Consider the following 17,514-nt stretch of genomic DNA (forward strand, 5'->3'; position numbering starts at 1 on the left):
GCTTCCGGATTGGCTCGCTCACCGGCTTGCTCGCCTCCTATATCTGGGCGTTCGGACTGGCCGGCTGGCAGATCTTCCAGCGCTACTCGCTCCACCAGGGCGCCACGCTCGATCAGCAATATGTCTGGCGCGTCCAGCAGTCGGCAGAGGCGACGCAGCGCATGGCGCAGAGCAACTCCGTGAGCATGCAGCAGGCCCGCACGCTGCTCACCTTTTTCCTCTCGCCAGACGGGCGCGCCACCGTCAGCCTCATTGACACGGCAGCGTTTGCCTCGGTCATTGTTCTGATCGCCGGACTCGGTGGCCTGCTTGGAGCAAGGCTCTCCCGGCGCGCGCCCCAGCCCTTCCGCCAGCCCTAGACGGGCGGTTGCCCACCAGAACGCCCCGCCCGTATCATCGACGGGACACGCCCAGAGGACCCTGCCCGTATGAGCACCACGACACCCCGGCTGCGCGAAAAAGGCCGCCTGATGTCCGCCTCCGAAATCGAGCGCACACTGGTCCGCCTGGCGCACGAAATCGTCGAGAAGAACGCGGGCGCGGCCCAACTCGGCCTCGTCGGTATTCGGCGGCGCGGTGTGCCGCTCGCCGAGCGGCTCGGCAAGCTGATCAGCAGCATCGAGAAGCACCCGGTCGATACCGGCGTGCTCGACATCCAGTTCTACCGCGACGATCTCTCGACCCACGGCGCGCGACCGCTGGTGCAGGCCGGCAGCGTCGGCTTCGATGTGAATGGCCGCGACATCGTGCTGGTCGATGACGTGCTCTACACCGGCCGCACAGTGCGCGCTGCACTCGACGCGCTCTTCGACCAGGGCCGTCCGCGTCGCGTGCAACTGCTCACGCTGATCGACCGCGGACATCGCGAGCTGCCCATCGAGGCCACCTACGTCGGCCGCCGATTGCAGACCAGTCGTCGCGAAATCGTCGAGGTCAAGCTGCAGGAGATCGATCAAGACGAGCAGGTGCTGCTGGTGGAGCGGGTTGACTAGTCTGGACATGGCGCTCCGGCCCGCTTGGCCGGGAGAGACCACGCCGCGGCCCCGTTCCCTGCTTTCGACCAGCGACCTTTCGCTCGACGACATCTCCACCCTCATACAGGCTGCGGCCTTGTTCGAGCAGGAAGCACCACTCGCACGCGCACGCCGCCTCGCCAAGCGCCGGATCGCGCTGCTCTTCTACGAGTCCAGCACGCGCACACGCACCAGCTTCGAGCTCGCAGCGAAGGGCCTGGGGGCGGACACAACGCTCGTCAGCGCGCTCTCCTCGAGCATAGAAAAAGGCGAGAGCCTGAAGGACACCGGCCTGACGCTGCGCGCGCTCGGCGCCGAGTGCATCATCCTGCGCCATCCCAACTCCGGCGCGCCGTACCTGCTTGAACGCGTCACCGGCCTCCCCATCCTGAACGCGGGCGACGGCATGCACGCGCACCCGTCGCAGGCACTGCTCGATCTGCGCACCATCTTGCAGCGACTATTGCCCGCGCAGACAAATCCCGCGATCAACGCGAGCACATTGTCCGGCATCACCGTCCTCATCACCGGCGACATCCTGCACAGCCGCGTCGCGCGCTCGAACGCACGGCTGCTGCCCCGGCTGGGTGCACGCGTCGTCTTCTGCGGTCCGGACGCTCTGCTGCCCGACTATGCCGCGACCACGGGACCGGGGATCGCCATAGAGCGCGACTTCGAACGCGGCCTTCGCTCTGCTCAAGTGGTCATGATGCTGCGCATCCAGAAGGAGCGGCTCGCTGGCCTGGAGCTGGACCTCGCAAGCTACATTCTCGATTACCAATTGAATGCCGCACGGCTCTCCGCCTTCGCGCCGCGCGCCCTCGTGATGCATCCCGGCCCCATGATTCGCGGCCTGGAGATCACAAGCGACGTGGCCGACGGCCCACAGTCCGCCATCGAGGAGCAGGTGCGGCACGGCCTCGCAGTCCGCACCGCACTCATCGCGCGCGCACTCGACGCACTGCCCGAGGCCTACGCATGAGCAACAGCAACAGGGTCCTGATTCAGGGCGGCCACGTGATCGATCCCGCGAACCGGATCGATGGCCCGCACGACGTGCTGATCGAGCAGGGACGCATCGCCGCGGTCACACCGGCGCAGTCTGCTCCGAAGCCGCCGTCAGACATTCAGGTGATCGACGCGCGCGGGCTGATCGTCACCCCCGGGTTGGTCGACATCCATGTCCACCTGCGCGAGCCGGGCCAGAGCTACAAGGAAACGATCGCGAGCGGCACTGCCGCAGCAGCGGCAGGTGGCTTCACCAGCGTCGCCGCGATGCCGAACACGATCCCCGTCAACGACTCGGTCGAGATCACGCGCTGGATACAGGCACCCTCGCGTGGCGCCGTGGCACACGTGTACCCTATCGCCGCGGCCACGCTGGGCAGCATGGGCGAGTCGCTTGCCAACTACGCCGAGCTGCGCGATGCGGGTGCGGTCGGCGTCAGCGACGATGGCAAGCCGATCTTGGGCGATGAGACGATGCGCGCTGTGCTGCGCGCGGCCGCCGCGGTCGACCTCACGGTCATCCAACATGCGGAGGACACGCGCCTCACCGGCGGATGCTCGATGAACGCCGGCGCGCTCGCCTTCCGCATGGGGCTGCGCGGCATGCCCGTCGAAGCCGAGGCGGGTATCGTCGCCCGCGACATCGCGCTGCTCAAGGAGCTCGATGACGACCGCGCTCACCTGCACGTTGCACATCTGTCCACGCGCAAAGCGCTCGATCATGTGCGCGCAGCGCGCCACAGCGGTCTGCGCGTCACCTGCGAAGTAACACCGCACCACTTCGTGCTGACGGAAGAGGCGGTCGGCGAGTTCGATACGCACGCCAAGATGAATCCGCCACTACGCTCGATCGATGATCGCGATGCGATGATCGAAGGCCTGCTCGACGGCACCATTGAATGCATCGCCACCGACCACGCACCGCACGCCGCGCACGAGAAAGAACAGGAGTTCGAGCGCGCGCCGAACGGCATCACTGGGCTTGAAACGTCGCTTGGGCTCAGCCTGTCCGTGCTGCATCAGCGCCACGGCATGCCGCTGTCGCGTGTGTTCGCGCTGCTGTCTTCGCAGCCTGCGGCGCTCCTCGGTCTGCCCGCGGGCACTCTCACCATCGGCGCGTCTGCGGATATCCTGCTGCTCTCCGCAGACACTGAGTGGACCTTTCGCGCTCGCGAATCGCGCTCGCTCTCGCGCAACACGCCGTTCGACGGCTGGTCCCTGCCCGGCCGTGTACGACTCACCATGGTCGCCGGCCAAGTAGTCTTTGAAGACCAACCAACATCGCTCTCCCGGTAAGATCAAAGGCAGTCGTTCTTCCGGTGAGGTGTTCCCTGCGTCTTCTGGTTTCGCTCGCGGCGGCTCTTGCGCTGCTGCCGCTCGCCGCTGCAGCCCAGTCTCCGACCGCTCCCCTGCTCCTCACACCCAACGATGACGGCATCTCCGGCTCCGTCTACATTTCCATGGACAGCTGGATGGTACCCGCGCTCAACCGGCTTTACGCGCTCGGCTACATCGACACTGCATTCCTCGGGCTGCGGCCCTGGACGCGGCTCAGCGCGCTGCACATGCTCGAAGCCTCGCAGGAGCGCATCTTCGAAGCGCCCGCGGACAATCCCGGCAATGCCGAGGCGCGCGATCTTTTCTTCGCACTCGCGCATGAGCTCGAGAATGGTCGCGACGGTTACGAGCCCGGCCGTTGGAACACGCGCACCGAGGTCGATCGCCTCTACGCGCGCGCCATGGGCATCAGCGGCAGCCCGCTTAACGACTCGACCCACTTCGGCTCGACGATCATCAACGATTACGGCCGCGCCTATCAGGGCGGCTTCAACGCGCTCACCGGGTTTGAAGCGCGCGCCGAAGACGTGCGGCTCTCGCTGAAGGTCCGCGGCGAATTCCAACACGCACCCAGCCGCTCTGCCTATCCGCTCGATGTACGCCAGACCATCGCCGCCATGGACGCAATCCCGCTGCTCCCGGCCACACCGGTACCGACGACCGATGAGTTCCGGCTGATCGACGCCAACCTGTCGTATCACGTACTGAATCACGAGATCTCGGTCGGCAAGAGTGAGACCTGGTGGGGCCCCGGCGAGGGCGGCGCGATGGCGTGGAGCACCAACGCAGAGCCGGTCTATGCGCTGCGCATCAATCGCGTGGAGCCCCTTGTCATCCCGGGACTCTCCCGCATCACCGGGCCGTTCCGCTACGACGCGATCTTTGGCAGCCTTAAAGGGCATCGCTACCCGAACGCGCCCTGGGTGCACGCGCAGAAGATCAACTTCAAGCCCACACCCAACCTGGAGCTCGGTTTCTCGCGCGTCGTCGTCTTCGCCGGTGAAGGCCATGTGCCGCTCACGCTCGGCTCCTTTTGGCACAGCTTCACCAGCTTCCAGAACGTCTCGGTAGCAGAGAAGCTTTCACGCCGCGACCCTGGCGCGCGCCACGCCAGCTTCGACTTCAACTACCGGCTGCCATTCCTGCGGAACTGGGTCACGCTCTACAGCGACTCGATCGTCCATGACGACGTATCGCCTATCGACGCGCCGCGTCACGCTGCGATCAATCCCGGCATCTATATCTCGCACTTCCCTGGCGTGCGTCATCTCGATCTGCGGCTCGAATCCACCAACACCGATCCGCCCACCGCGCGAAGTCAGGGCGGCGGGTATATCTACTACGAATTCGAATACCGCGATGTCTACACCAACAAGGGACACATGCTGGGCAGTTGGGTGGGCCGCGAGGGCAAGGGCTACCAGGGCTGGCTCACCTACTGGCTCTCACCGCAGGAGCGCATTCAGCTCAGCTACCGAAATGCGAAGGCTGCGAAGGACTACGTGCCCGGCGGCACAACACAGAACCTCGTCGCGGCCAACGCCGTCCTGCGCATCAAAAGAGACATCGAGGTGAACGCGCTGGCACAGTACGAGCGCTGGACCGTGCCCGTGCTCGCCAAGGGCCAGAAGAGCGACTTCACCACATCCGTGCAGGTGACCTGGTACCCGCACTGGCGCACCGGCCCCTAGCGCTCCACGTTGAGCAATACGCCCGTCGCTAGCCCTTCAGCACTGGCCGGATATGCAACTCCTTCAGCTGCGTATCGGAAACAGGCGTCGGCGCATCCACCATCAGGTCGATGGCCTTCGCTGTCTTTGGAAAGGCGATGACCTCCCGCAGGCTGGGTGCACCCGCCAGGATCATGACGATACGGTCGAGTCCGAGCGCAATGCCACCGTGCGGCGGCGTGCCGTACGTGAGCGCCTCAAGGAAGAAGCCGAAGCGTTCCTTCGCCTCTTCTTCCGTCATGCCGAGTGCTTCGAAGATCTGCCGCTGCACGTCCTGCCGGTGGATACGAATGGATCCGGAGCCGAGCTCCAGCCCATTCATAGCGATGTCGTAGTACCGCGAGCGCACTGACGCGGGATCGCTCTTCAGCCGGTCCATGTCCTCTTCATGCGGCGAGGTGAATGGGTGGTGCGACGGCATCCACTTCCCGGTCGTCTCGTCGTGCTCGAACATCGGAAAATCCGTGACCCAGAGCGGCCGAAACGCCTTCGATCCATCCGCCAGCGACTCCGTCTTCCGATCGGGCGAGGCGAGCGTCTCCTCTGTCACCGCGAAGCCGCGATGCCGGTCCGCATACTTTCGCGCCAACTCGACACGCAGCGCACCCGCGGCCGAAAGCACCGCAATCTCGCGCTCTGAGAGCCGGCCAGGCGTCTTCGTATCACTCAGCGAAAGATGCGCCGTGGCGTCACCAGCCACGATCACGAGCAGATCATCCCCGTCGGCCTGCGCCATCGTGCGCGCCTTCGCAACCGAGTCGGGGAAGCTCTTCTCGAGCCGCTTCAGATCGTCTATCAGCTTGGCGCCCTTGCGCGTGTCGAACAGCGGCCGGTTGTCGTCGCGCTCCTTGCGCGAGAGCTCGCCCACCTTCGGAATGCGCACCGTCACCACCGGCAGCGCAGGATCGATGCCGAGTGTCTGCAAGTCCGCATCGGCAAATGCGGATCGCACATCGGTCAATCCAGGCAGACGCAAATCGGGTTTGTCGATGCCGAACTGCCGCATTGCCTCGTCGTACGTGATGCGCGGAAACGGCGTGGGCAGTGCGACACCGGCAGCGGCAAACGCAGCTTTTAGGAAGCCCTCAACGACGGCGAAGATCGTCTCCTGATGCGGGAACGTCATCTCCAGATCGATCTGCGTGAACTCTGGCTGGCGATCGGCACGCAGATCCTCATCGCGGAAGCAGCGCACGATCTGGAAGTAGCGATCGAAGCCGGAGATCATCAGGATTTGCTTGAATAGTTGCGGCGACTGCGGCAGCGCGTAAAAGTGCGCCGGGTGCACGCGGCTGGGCACGAGGTAGTCACGCGCGCCCTCCGGCGTCGAGCGCGTCATGAACGGCGTCTCGATCTCGAGAAAACCCTGTAACGAAAGGTAGTTGCGCACCGCGAGCGCGATCCGGTGTCGCAGCAGAAAGTTTTCCTGCATCGACGGCCGCCGCAGATCGACGTAGCGGTATTGCAGCCGCAGCTCTTCGTTGGCGATCGCCTCTTCAGCGGGCGAGAACGGCGGCACGCGCGAATCGTTCAGCACCAGCAACTCGGTCGCGACCAGCTCCACTTCGCCGGTCGGCATCTTCGGATTGATCGCGCTCGCGTCGCGGCGGCGCAGCGTGCCCTTCGCCGCGACGACGTACTCCGGCCGCACGTGCTCTGCCTTGGCGTGCCCCGCAGGCGCCAGGTCCTTGTCGAGCACCACCTGCGCGGTGCCAGTGCGGTCGCGCACGTCGAGGAAGATCAGATTGCCATGATCGCGGCGCCGGTTGACCCAGCCCATCAGCACAACCGGCTGCCCAGCATCCGTCGCGCGCAGCTCCCCACACATGTGGGTGCGCTCAAGTGTTCCAAGAAAGTCGAGCAATCGCGTTCCTTGTGTTTCGTCTGAATCGTGGTGCGCTTTTATCTCGTCGTTACTAGGTCAATTCGCCGCGGACTGCTGCCCGCCCAGATGTTTAGGCACGTCCGCGCGCGGCACCTTCGTCTGCTCGCCCGTCGCGAAGCTCTTCACGGTCAGAATACCGGAGGCTGCTTCGTCCTCTCCGAAGATGACGATCGCGCGCGCCAGCTTGTCCGCTGTCTCAAACGACTTCTTCAGCCGGAAGCTGCCGTCCCCGAGCTCAATGCGCAGCCCCGCCGCGCGCAGCTCGCGCGCCAGCTTCAGCGCCGGCGCATTCATCGCTTCGCCCATCGGCGCGACGTACGCGTCGGCCTTCGCAGTCTGCTGCGCCGCCTGCGCTTCGAGCGTCAGCACCAGACGGTCCTCGCCCATTGCGAATCCGATTCCCGGCGCACGCGGTCCGCCAATCGCCTCTGACAATCCGTCGTACCGCCCGCCACCCAGCAACGCATTCTGCGCTCCGAGCCCACCGTGCTGAAACTCGAACGTCGTGCGCGTGTAGTAGTCCAGCCCGCGCACCAGCCGGTGGTCCTGCTCATACGGCACGCCGCATGCATCGAGCGCCGCAAGCACCTCGCCGAAGTGCGCACGCGACGCATCGTCGAGCGAGTCCCAGATGCGCGGCAGCGTCGCGATGATCGGTTGATCCTCCGGGTGCTTGCAGTCAAGCACGCGCAGTGGATTGGTCTCGGCGCGGCGCTGGCAGTCCGTGCACATCTGCCCGACGACGGGCTGCAATGCCTGGCGCAGTGCTGCGATGTAGCGCGGCCGGTCTTGGGGGGTACCGACGGAATTCAGCAGCAGCTTCCAGCCTGTAATGCCTAACTCATCGAGCAGCGTCGCGAGCATCTCCAGCACCTCTGCATCGCGCAACGGCGACTCGGAGCCCGCGCTCGGCGGCCCGATCACCTCGGCGCCGATCTGGAAAAACTGCCGGTAGCGCCCCTTCTGCGGCCGCTCCCGCCGGAACTGCGGGCCAATGTAATACAGCTTTTGCAACAATCCTTGCTCGCCCAGCTTGTGCTCGATGTAGGCGCGCACCACGCCGGCCGTGTTCTCCGGCCGCAGCGTCAGCGACTGCGCCTTCTCCGACTGCGCACGCGCCCGGTCCTCCCACGTGTACATCTCCTTAGAGACGATGTCCGTTTCCTCGCCCACACCGCGAGCGAAGAGCTGCGTATCCTCGAAGAGCGGCGTGCGAATCTCGCCGAAGTTGTAGCGCCCAAAGACGCGACGCGCCGTCGCCTCGATGTGATTCCACAACTCGGTGGAGGGCGGCAGCAGGTCGCGCGTGCCGCGAACCGCTTTGATCGTTTGCTGAACAGCTGTCTGGCTCATAAGCAGTGCAGCTTCCAGTGTAGCGGGACTCCTACAATGGAGAGCGATGGCCCGCCTCACCCTGCTGCTCACGCTTCTCTGCGCGCTGTGTGCGCCAGCGGACGCGATCACAATCCGTATCACCGACCAGGACGGCGCACGCGTGCAGGTCGCGCTCTGCCCCGGAGACATCCTGCGGCTGGATCTGCCAAGCCATCCCGCTGCCGGCGAAGAGTGGGCGCTTGCCGGCCGCAAGCCCCCGCTGCTCGAGCCGCTTGGCAGTGCGCAGCGCGTCTTTGGCGGCCGCCTCAGCAACGAGGGCAGCAGCAGCTTCGCCTGGCGCGCGACAGCGCCGGGCGAGGCCACACTCCAACTGCACTACGGAACGCCCCTGCATCGCAGCGACAGCCCGGAGCGCACTGTCAGCATCGCGGTGAACATCGCCCCGCAGCCCTTGTCCGCGCAGGCCGCAGCGCCGGACGCCCTCGCGTCCATGACGCACCTGGCCGCCTACACGCGCGAGCAACCGTGCGCCGATTGCGTGGCCACGCGAGAGACGCTCGATCTTTACCGTGGCACAGCGCAGAACCTGTTCGTGCTGCATCGCCGCTATATTGGAGCGCCGGGTGGCGACCTGACCGTCATCCTGAGCGGCGTGTGGCGCACCGAGCCGGGCACCGCCGATCCGACGGCCACGCTCTACGTGCTTGAGAGCAGCGCCTTCGCCGGCCAGTTCCGCGCCGAGGCAGGTCGCCTGGTCGAGGTGGACGCGCAGCAGATCCCCATCCCCGCGCCGCCCCGCATGGACACGGCATTCCACAAGCAGACTGCACCCTGACTGCATCCCCAGCGCAGCCGCGGACATCTCCGCCTATATGGAATACCGCTCGCTCGGCCGCTCCGGCCTCAAAGTTCCCGTCCTGTGCTTCGGCGCTGCCACCTTTGGCGGCGGCGGTGAGTTCTTTCGTGCCTGGGGCGCCACCGATGTTGAGGAAGCCAAGCGCCTCATCGGCCTCTGCCTCGATGCCGGGGTGAGCTTCTTCGACACAGCCGATGTCTACTCGCAGGGCATGTCGGAGGAGATCCTCGGCAAGGCGATCGAAGGCAAGCGCCACGACCTGCTGATCTCGACCAAGGCGACATTCCCCATGGGCAACGGCCCCAACCAGCGCGGCTCCTCGCGCTATCACCTGCTGCAAGCCGTCGAGGACAGCCTGCGGCGGCTGCGCACGGATCACATTGACATCTACCACCTGCACGGCTTCGACGCGCTCACGCCGGTCGAAGAGACGCTCGACACCCTCAACACACTCGTGCGCTCGGGCAAGGTGCGCTACATCGCGTGCTCGAACTTCTCCGGCTGGCACCTGATGAAGTCGCTCGCCGTCTCCGATCGCTACGGCTGGTCGCGCTACGTCGCGTACCAGGGCTACTACTCGTTGGTGGGGCGCGACTACGAGTGGGAGCTGATGCCGCTCCTGCTGGATCAGGGCGTCGGCACGCTGGTGTGGAGCCCACTCGGATGGGGCCGCCTCACCGGCAAGATCCGCCGCGGACAGCCATTGCCCGAGGTGAGCCGCCTGCACAAGACCTCGGAGCAAGGGCCGCCCGTTGAGGACGAGTATCTCTACACCGTGGTCGACGCGCTCGATGCCGTTGCGAAGGAGACCGGCCGCAGCATTCCGCAGGTCGCGATCAACTGGCTGCTGCAGCGACCGACAGTGTCGAGCGTGGTCCTCGGCGCGCGCAACGAGGAGCAGTTGAGGCAGAACCTCGCCGCCGCCGACTTCACCCTGAGCAAGGAGCAGGTAGCCACGCTCGACAAAGCTAGCGACCGCACCCCGACCTACCCCTACTGGCACCAGCGCGGCACCTTCCCGGACCGCAACCCGAAGCCCGTCTAGTGCGTTTGAAACTGCCCAGAACGAGGCGGCGCAGAAGAGTCGCCTCGTAGAATGCTCTGCATGGTCGCGACGTCCTCCACTCCCGTCCGTTTGCCTCTGTTCTGTCGTTTCTGCGTGATGGCATCGCTGTCCATCGCGCTCGCGTGTGCATCTTCGGTGCGGGCGCACGCTGCCGACCAGCCCGCGATTCCGCCGCACTGCCCCGCGGTGGTGCTCTTCAACGGCCACGACCTCAGCAACTTCGACACCTTCCTCAAGACACGCGGCCTCAACTCAGACCCCTACCACGTCTTCACCGTGGAGAACGGTATCGTTCATGTCTCCGGGAAGGACTTCGGCTACTTCATCACGCGTCAGTCGTTTCATGACTTCTACCTGCGCGCGGAGTTCAAGTGGGGCGAGGGCACGTACCTCGAGCGTACCGGCATGGCTCGCGACAGCGGCATCCTCTACAACGTGCAAGGTGAGCAGAAGGTATGGCCACGTTCGATCGAGTTTCAGATCGTCGAGGGCGGCACTGGCGACTTCTGGATGACCGATGGCGCCGCCCTCACCAGTCACGATGGCGAGCGCGTCACCGGCCCTCCCGGGAACGCCCTCAACATCGATCGCTTCGGCAAGGGCCCATGGAAAAACGTGGTGGGCTATCGTGACCCGGTGGCCGAAGTGGAACGGCCACACGGGGCGTGGAACGTGCTCGAGCTAGTGACGCAGGGCAACACCGTGCGCCAATACGTGAACGGCAAACTGGTGAACGAGGGCACCCAACCCTTCCCCACGGAAGGCAAGATCCTCTTCCAGTCCGAAGGCGCCGAGGTCTACTTCCGCAACATAACTCTCTCCCCGCTCAAGTAAAGGCTCGAACGCAGAAACGCCGGAGGCGCCTTGCCTCCGGCATTCTGGCTGATGCGGTTACAGGGAGAGCAGTCGATCGAAGAAGACGCGGTACTGCCGCAGGCTCCGGCGTAGCTCCTCCGTGGTGGCTGCGTTGTCCTGCTTGTGCCACTGCCCTTCCAGGCGCGAGCGCTGTTCGGCAAACTGATCGGAAATGCGCTTCACCACACTCGATACGAGCTCGTCCGCCTGCTTGACGGCCTGCTCCGGGTCATCAACGAAGGAGACCTGCACCTGGTCCCAGCGCGAGCGGAAGTTCGTGAGCTCGGCCGCAGGAAACAGATCCGCGGCTTGGGGCTGATCTGGCTCGCGATCCCGTTCACTGCCGCGGTTCAGCCGTGCCTCGGTAGTTCGGGCAGAGTCGGTGCCGTTTGTGCCACCATCACTGCGACGTGTGTCGATGGGCGTTGGCGTTGCGGCGTGCGGCACGTGCTCGGCCATTCGGCGAGCGTCGGTTGCGGTTGTCGTTTCTGCGCCGTATGGAGCACCATCGGCGGGTCCTTCGTACAGCACCTTCGATTCGACCACGCGACGATTCGTCACAACTGGCGCGGTGCCGCCCAGCTCCTGCGAGCCGGTGAGCGGCTGTTGACGCTCATCGATCCTCACGTTGCGTGGACGTCCGCTCCCGCCGTCGACCAGCCCGCCGCTTGCGTCCTCAACCGGCCTGCGGTCCCCATCGGCTGCATCGATCGTGTCATCCCTACGAAGCTCGGCCATGGGCCACTCCCTTTCGGCTGTCGATCGCGGTCACGGTTCCCGTCTCGAGCAGTTCCTCGAACAGTGAGCGGTAGTGCACCATCGCGCGCCGCAGCTCTTCCGTCGTGGCCGTATTCTGGTTGTTCTTGCGCTGAATCTCGTGGGCCCCGCGGTAGTTCTGCACCACCGCTGGATAGCTGACCGAGAGGTCCGCTGCACGCTGCTCGAAGTCCGTCATCGGGTAGCCGCGGTCCGTCATCAGGCGCGTGACCAGCCGGTCTGCCTCGTTCACCGCAGCCGCTGGGTCATCGACAAAGCGCCGCTGCACGCGCGCCCACTCGATCCCGTACGCTTCCCGATCCGTTGGCGAGAGCTGACGAATCGAGAACTTCTCCACCCGCTTCTCGCGCTGTTCCAGCACGGCCTCTGCTCGTCGCGGATCGCCGGTCTCCTGGACCGCCCGATCGTACTCGCTGCCAAACCGCTGTTTGAGTTGGTCACTCCTGCGCCGTCGCACAACAATCACGACTGCAACGGCGATGAGAATGGCGACGATGATAAGTGCCGGCACAAGCAGTCTGGCGTCCATCGTTCTCCCTCCCTCTCCGCAATGTCAGATGCGGGGAAAGGAAACCCTGATGTTCACAACCTGCGCAGGAGCAGCAACAGCCGCGAGGATGGTGCACGCGAAGCGATCATCCGCACGTGCTCGACTCGAGCCGGCGACGGCGTAAGAGAACGTGAACCGACCGCTGTCGCGCCAGTTGGCGTTAACCACCGGCAACGGCACCAACAATCAGCAGCGGCTCCTTCGCGCTCTGCACCGCCAGCGGCAGGGGCACATCCGTCGGCTCGTGCGAAATATCCTCCGCGCACGCAAAAAAGCGCAGAAACGGCCGCCGGCGCAGCGTCCCGTACTCGCGGATCGTGCCGCGCAGCGCCGGGTAGCTCGCCTCGAGCGCATCGAGCACCGACGCAATCGTCGGCACGCCCGCCACCTCGACCGTCACCTCTCCGTTCACCCGCGCCAGGGTGCGCAGGTGGGCCGGCAACTCGACACGCACATGGCACGCCTCGCTCACGGGATGGTCTGCACCTCAACCGACAGCACCGGCGGCAGGTCGCGCACGAGCGGCGCCCACGTATCGCCGGCATTGCTTGATCCGTACACCTGCCCGCCCGTCGTGCCGAAGTAGACGCCGCACTCCTCCATCGAATCGACTGCCATCGCGTCGCGCAACACATTGACGTAGCAGTGGCTCTGCGGCAAACCCTGGGTCAGCGGCTCCCAGTCATTGCCGCCAGTGCGGCTGCGGTAGACACGCAGTTGCCCATCGAGCGGGAAATGTTCGGAGTCGCTCTTGATCGGCACCACGTAGATCGTCTCCGGCTCATGTGCGTGCACATCGATAACGAAGCCGAAGTCGGTCGGCAGATTGCCGCTCACCTCGTGCCACGTATCGCCAGCATCGTTCGAGCGCATCACGTCCCAATGCTTCTGCATGTAGAGCACGTCGGGACGCGTGCGGTGCATCGCAATGCGGTGCACACAGTGGCCCACCTCAGCTGTTGGATTGGGCATGAAGTTAGACACGAGCCCGCGATTGATCGGCGTCCACGTCGCCCCGCCGTCCTTCGTGCGAAAGGCGCCCGCCGCCGAGATCGCAATATACATGCGCTGCGGGTCCGAGGGGTCGAGCACGATCGTGTGCAGGCACATGCCGCCTGCGCCCGGCTGCCAGTGCTTGCCGGTGTCGTGCTCGCGCAGGCCGGAGAGCTCGTTCCAGCTCTTGCCGCCATCGCTCGAGCGAAACAGCGCCGCATCCTCGACCCCTGCGTAGACCGTGTCCGGATCGCTGAGCGAGGGCTCGATGTGCCACACCCGCTTGAACTCCCACGGATGCGCCGTGCCGTCGTACCACTGGTGCGTGCCGGCCACGCCGTCGTAGGCAAACTTGTTGTTCACCGGCTCCCAGCTCGTGCCGCCGTCGTCCGAACGCTGAATCTGCTGCCCGAACCAGCCGCTCGACTGCGACGCATAGATCCGGTTCGGATCAGCGGGCGATCCCTTGAGGTGGTACATCTCCCACCCCGCAAAGTGCGGACCATCGACCTTCCAGTCCTTCCGCTTGCCATCCGCCGTCAGCACGAACGCACCCTTGCGCGTTCCCACCAGCACTCGTACCTGGCTCATCCCGGTCTCCCCGTCTCATCGATTTCTCGACCGAAACGGTATCAACCCTAAGTTCGCGGGGCAATGAAGAACTGTTGTTGCAGGGTTCAGGAAAACTCGAGCGTCAGCTCGTCCACGTAGCACCAGCCCCAAGCCTCGCCCGGCTCGACCGAGCGCATGATCGAGTGCTTGGTCCCGTGGAAGTGCTTGGTCGCATGGCGATTCTTCGATGAGTCGCAGCAGCCCACATGCCCGCACTCCAGGCACATGCGCAGGTGAACCCACGTATCGCCGCTCTTCAGGCACTCTTCGCACCCATTGGTGTGCGGCGTCACGTCGCGAATCTCGTTCAGGTGTGTGCAGCGCTGCATGGGTTCCTCCGCTATCTCTCTGGCTGAGATGTGCGAGCGCCCGGAAAGACTCGCCACTGCGGTCAGTAGTTCCATTGCTTGCGCTCTTCGAGATAGGTGCGCGTGTAGTCGAGGTAGTTGCGCGCGTACATCAGGATGGACTCGCGGTCCTTGTCATCCAAACCGCGCCGCTGCTTCGCCGGCAGCCCCGCCCACAGTGTGCGTGGCGGAACCACCGTGCCCTCCGTCACCAGGGCTCCCGCAGCGATGATCGAGCCCTCACCGATGCGCGCACCATTCAGGATCACCGCACCCATGCCGATCAGGCAGGTGTCCTCGACCACGCAGCCGTGCACCGTCGCATTATGGCCGATCGTGACCCACTCGCCCACGATCACCGGCCACGTGTGCCGCATGCCGTGCAGCACGGCGCAGTCCTGCACATTGGAGTTGGCGCCGACCCGGATCGAGTGCACATCCCCGCGCAGCACTGCATTCATCCACACGCTCGAGTTCTCGCCCAGCTCGACATCACCCAGCACCTGCGCCGACAGGTCCACATAGCAGGACTTAGGGACGACCGGCCGGTGGCCGAGATAGGTGCGGATCATGCGGCAGATCTCCTTGCGAAGCAGGTTGGCAGCCCCAGTGTAGCGTCGGGCCGAACGCGCTTAGCGGCCGAGCGCGATCGTCATTTCAGTATTGGTGGGAAAGCTGACCTCGTGGCCTCGGCCGATGTACCGGCGATAGATCGACTTAGAGAGCGCGAAGACAGCGAAGCCGGTCGACGCATTCCGGCTCGCTGCCGCTGCGGTCACGATCCGCGCCATCACTCCGAAGCCGTTGCTGGTCACCGCCTGACGCCCAATGCCGCCATCCTCGTCTTGCGAAGCAGCGGCCATCACGCCCAGCACCAGCGGCGCCAGGAAGCGGCCCTTGTCCGGCTGCGCCTGAGCACCGCCCTCCGCATCGAGCGCAATGTTCTCGCCCGGGTTCGCCTGCACCGAGGTGAGATTTCCCTGGATGCGCTGCTCGACCGTGGCCGGCCGTTCGCTTAGCCGCGGTGGGTGATGCGGATGGGTATCCGTGGCAGGTGCCTGTTGCGGCGAGACGGGCTGTGGGGCCGCGGCCGCCGCAACTTGGTCCGGACTGGGCGGCACAGCAACGCTGCGGAAGGCGAAGCGCAGCTTGCCGTTGCGTGCGAGCCGCCGCGCGGGCTGCGCTTCGAGCACCTGCCCGGTCAGTTGCGTGCCCGCCGGCAGCATCAGGTGGCCCTGTGCGTCGCACAGCGGACGCGTCAGCACGGCGTTGACTGCATCCTTGCGCTTCGAGCTGGCGGAGCTGACACCCGCGACCAACCGCGCCTGCATCGTGCCATGCGTGAGGTCGACTGAGCTCGCTCGCGCTATCGGCGCCACCGCCGCATCAGCAGGCACGGTCAGCGGGGCGTCGAGCACCGCATCGAAAGCCGAGCCGGCCCACACGCGCTGCGGATGATAGGGCAGCTGGCGATAGAGCATCTGCTTGAGCTTGTCGCTCTTATGCGGCTCCTGGCGCGCACTCTCCACGCTCTCCCGCGCCTGCTTGACCCGCCCTTGCATCAGCGAACGCGCACGCTGCCACAGCGACTGGCTGGCCTGCGGCCGGGCCAGGCTGATGATCGCCGCATCGCGCAGCGCGCCCTCCGCACTCACCGGCAGCACGACACCCGAGGGCAGTCGCAACTGCGTCACCCGAAGCACCGGATTCCGGAGCGGCGTGAAATCGCCATCCAGCCGTGCATTCATGCGCGTGGCGCGATCCGCAGCCGGCGTGGAGGCAATCACGCCCTCGACCGTCGTTCCGTCCGGCAGCAGCAGGCGGTCCGGCCCGTAGACCGGCTCGAGCAGCTTGCCGTGAAAGCTCTGCCCCGCACGCAACGGGATCGTCTCCGTCGTAGTGACGCGTAGCGGCAGGCTGACCGGAAGGGTGCGGCTGGCGTTGCCCTGGGCGATGGCGGGCAGCGTTGCAGTTGCTAGCAAGGCGAGAGACACGCAAGTACGCGCAGGCACACGGCGGGGAGTGGCTGGGACGACACAACGATGCATGGATCCTGCGAAGAAGGGCTTTAGTGAGCCCGGGTCAACTCGGCGGCCTCGGCCAGAGTCAGATTCGGTGCGAGCGGCTGTGCGTCCATGTGGCGCGCATCTTCATCGCGCGAGATGCTCTTCAGCAGCAGAATTTTGCCGTCAAAGTGCACCAGGATGCGGGAACTCTTCCAATCCTGCGGCGTGACGGGCACGCGCGTGACGCTGAAGTGGCCATCCGGCTCCAGGTGCCCCAGCAGTCCGTAACCGAAGTTGATCCGGCTGACCAGGTGACCGTCGATCCGGCACAGGCGGTCCCCCGAACGAGCGATGAGGACCGTGCCCGCCAGCGCATGCACGATACGTTCATCGTACCCGGAAGGCGTGAACTGCGGGTTGGGTTGGAATGCAATTCGGACGCAATCGCCCTCAGAGCCCGCCTCTGTCCAGAAAAAGGCCCGAGGCAGGATGTCCAGCAGCCGGCCCATGCGCTCCTCGTCGGCGCGGCGGTCCCCGCCGGTCAGCCGAAACAGACTGGGATGGGCGACCAGCTCGGCGATACGGTGATCCTCCTCGGCTGCCCGGGCGGCGGAGAGAGGCTTGCCATCCTCGGCAACCAGCCTGCGCAGCAGGCCGTCCGGCGTCTCGACTACGTTCTCGCGCCACAGGTGGCCGCCCGTACGCGCCGAGCGCTCCTCAGAAACATAGCGAAAGAGTGCCGTCTGGTGCCGCGCATGCTTTTCGACAGAGACCATCGCGGTCACCATGGCGACCGGTGTCGTGATCGTGGGCGCCGCGACCGCCCGATCTACCCAGGCAGCCGACCCCGGCACGGTCAACGCCAGAAGCAGGGCGGCAGCGCCTGAAGCCGCCGCGAACCTGCGCCACCGGAGTGCCCCACCAGTCCTGAAACGAGCCGACAGACGGGCCAGGTGGTGAGTCGAGGTCGCTGCGTCGGGGAATAGCCGCATATTTTGAGGCTCCGGGCCCTGGTTCGTTCTCCGCTTAGGAATGCGAACGGCTGCGAAAGGCAGCCTGTCTGGCCAGACGAAGCTTAGACGTAAATTCCGAAGCGGGAGCATTCCCCTTTGGTGGGTAGCTGCGCCCGGGAGGGCCGGATGG

General features: G+C 65.4%; 18 protein-coding genes. 8 read left to right on the forward strand and 10 right to left on the reverse strand.

Annotation, left to right across the window (positions count from 1 at the left end):
- The 5 genes from AC5IJH_RS14245 to AC5IJH_RS14265 form a co-directional block, all read left to right on the forward strand.
- On the forward strand, positions 1-359 hold a 359-nt coding region (locus AC5IJH_RS14245), incomplete at its 5' end, for a hypothetical protein (protein WP_491903493.1).
- Between the two features lie 69 nt (positions 360-428).
- Entirely contained in the window at positions 429-992 is a 564-nt protein-coding gene (pyrR, locus tag AC5IJH_RS14250) for a bifunctional pyr operon transcriptional regulator/uracil phosphoribosyltransferase PyrR (RefSeq protein ID WP_491903494.1), read from the forward strand.
- Between the two features lie 7 nt (positions 993-999).
- Complete coding sequence (locus AC5IJH_RS14255; RefSeq protein ID WP_491903528.1) at positions 1,000-1,995, forward strand: aspartate carbamoyltransferase catalytic subunit; 996 nt, start codon at positions 1,000-1,002, stop codon at positions 1,993-1,995.
- On the forward strand, positions 1,992-3,317 hold the full coding sequence (locus tag AC5IJH_RS14260; protein ID WP_491903495.1) for a dihydroorotase: 1,326 nt from the start codon (positions 1,992-1,994) through the stop codon (positions 3,315-3,317). Before AC5IJH_RS14255 ends, AC5IJH_RS14260 begins: the two co-directional genes overlap by 4 nt.
- 23 nt (positions 3,318-3,340) lie before the next feature.
- A complete protein-coding gene (locus tag AC5IJH_RS14265; protein ID WP_491903496.1) occupies positions 3,341-5,050 on the forward strand; it encodes a capsule assembly Wzi family protein in 1,710 nt (569 codons plus the stop codon).
- A gap of 28 nt (positions 5,051-5,078) precedes the next feature.
- Here the strand turns inward: AC5IJH_RS14265 and aspS are convergent, their stop codons facing one another.
- Positions 5,079-6,917, reverse strand: coding sequence for an aspartate--tRNA ligase (gene aspS, locus AC5IJH_RS14270; protein ID WP_491903529.1), 1,839 nt, complete (start codon positions 6,915-6,917; stop codon positions 5,079-5,081).
- Between the two features lie 93 nt (positions 6,918-7,010).
- The gene (hisS, locus tag AC5IJH_RS14275; RefSeq protein WP_491903497.1) at positions 7,011-8,327 is read right to left on the reverse strand and encodes a histidine--tRNA ligase; all 1,317 of its coding nucleotides are present in this window, start codon (positions 8,325-8,327) and stop codon (positions 7,011-7,013) included.
- Between the two features lie 46 nt (positions 8,328-8,373).
- Between hisS and AC5IJH_RS14280 the strand changes: the two genes are divergently transcribed.
- The 3 genes from AC5IJH_RS14280 to AC5IJH_RS14290 all read left to right on the forward strand — a co-directional run bounded on the left by AC5IJH_RS14280 (position 8,374) and on the right by AC5IJH_RS14290 (position 11,065).
- The gene (locus AC5IJH_RS14280) at positions 8,374-9,144 is read left to right on the forward strand and encodes a hypothetical protein (protein WP_491903498.1); all 771 of its coding nucleotides are present in this window, start codon (positions 8,374-8,376) and stop codon (positions 9,142-9,144) included.
- 37 nt (positions 9,145-9,181) lie between these two features.
- Positions 9,182-10,210, forward strand: coding sequence for an aldo/keto reductase (locus AC5IJH_RS14285; RefSeq protein WP_491903499.1), 1,029 nt, complete (start codon positions 9,182-9,184; stop codon positions 10,208-10,210).
- Between the two features lie 117 nt (positions 10,211-10,327).
- A complete protein-coding gene (locus AC5IJH_RS14290) occupies positions 10,328-11,065 on the forward strand; it encodes a 3-keto-disaccharide hydrolase (protein ID WP_491903500.1) in 738 nt (245 codons plus the stop codon).
- A 57-nt stretch (positions 11,066-11,122) separates the two neighbouring features.
- On the opposite strand, the gene AC5IJH_RS14295 is transcribed toward AC5IJH_RS14290, so the two are convergent.
- The 8 genes from AC5IJH_RS14295 to AC5IJH_RS14330 form a co-directional block, all read right to left on the reverse strand.
- On the reverse strand, positions 11,123-11,824 hold the full coding sequence (locus AC5IJH_RS14295) for a hypothetical protein (protein WP_491903501.1): 702 nt from the start codon (positions 11,822-11,824) through the stop codon (positions 11,123-11,125).
- Complete coding sequence (locus tag AC5IJH_RS14300) at positions 11,808-12,392, reverse strand: hypothetical protein (protein WP_491903502.1); 585 nt, start codon at positions 12,390-12,392, stop codon at positions 11,808-11,810. The genes AC5IJH_RS14295 and AC5IJH_RS14300 overlap by 17 nt, the downstream gene beginning before the upstream one ends.
- Positions 12,393-12,573: 181 nt before the next feature.
- Positions 12,574-12,885, reverse strand: coding sequence for a MoaD/ThiS family protein (locus tag AC5IJH_RS14305; RefSeq protein WP_491903503.1), 312 nt, complete (start codon positions 12,883-12,885; stop codon positions 12,574-12,576).
- Entirely contained in the window at positions 12,882-13,997 is a 1,116-nt protein-coding gene (locus tag AC5IJH_RS14310) for a WD40/YVTN/BNR-like repeat-containing protein (protein ID WP_491903504.1), read from the reverse strand. Before AC5IJH_RS14310 ends, AC5IJH_RS14305 begins: the two co-directional genes overlap by 4 nt.
- An 86-nt stretch (positions 13,998-14,083) precedes the next feature.
- Positions 14,084-14,347, reverse strand: a complete 264-nt coding sequence (locus AC5IJH_RS14315) for a ubiquitin carboxyl-terminal hydrolase 14 (RefSeq protein WP_491903505.1) — start codon at positions 14,345-14,347, stop codon at positions 14,084-14,086.
- 62 nt (positions 14,348-14,409) lie between these two features.
- Positions 14,410-14,937 carry a gamma carbonic anhydrase family protein gene (locus tag AC5IJH_RS14320; RefSeq protein ID WP_491903506.1) on the reverse strand — a complete coding sequence of 176 codons (528 nt, stop codon included), beginning with the start codon at positions 14,935-14,937 and terminating at the stop codon, positions 14,410-14,412.
- A 60-nt stretch (positions 14,938-14,997) separates the two neighbouring features.
- On the reverse strand, positions 14,998-16,347 hold the full coding sequence (locus tag AC5IJH_RS14325) for a hypothetical protein (protein ID WP_491903507.1): 1,350 nt from the start codon (positions 16,345-16,347) through the stop codon (positions 14,998-15,000).
- 86 nt (positions 16,348-16,433) lie between these two features.
- Positions 16,434-17,363, reverse strand: coding sequence for a hypothetical protein (locus AC5IJH_RS14330; RefSeq protein WP_491903508.1), 930 nt, complete (start codon positions 17,361-17,363; stop codon positions 16,434-16,436).
- Positions 17,364-17,514: the final 151 nt, after the last annotated feature.

It is taken from the genome of Candidatus Dedyshia acidiphila (assembly GCF_051025295.1).
Classification (GTDB): Bacteria; Acidobacteriota; Terriglobia; order Terriglobales; family Acidobacteriaceae; genus KBS-83.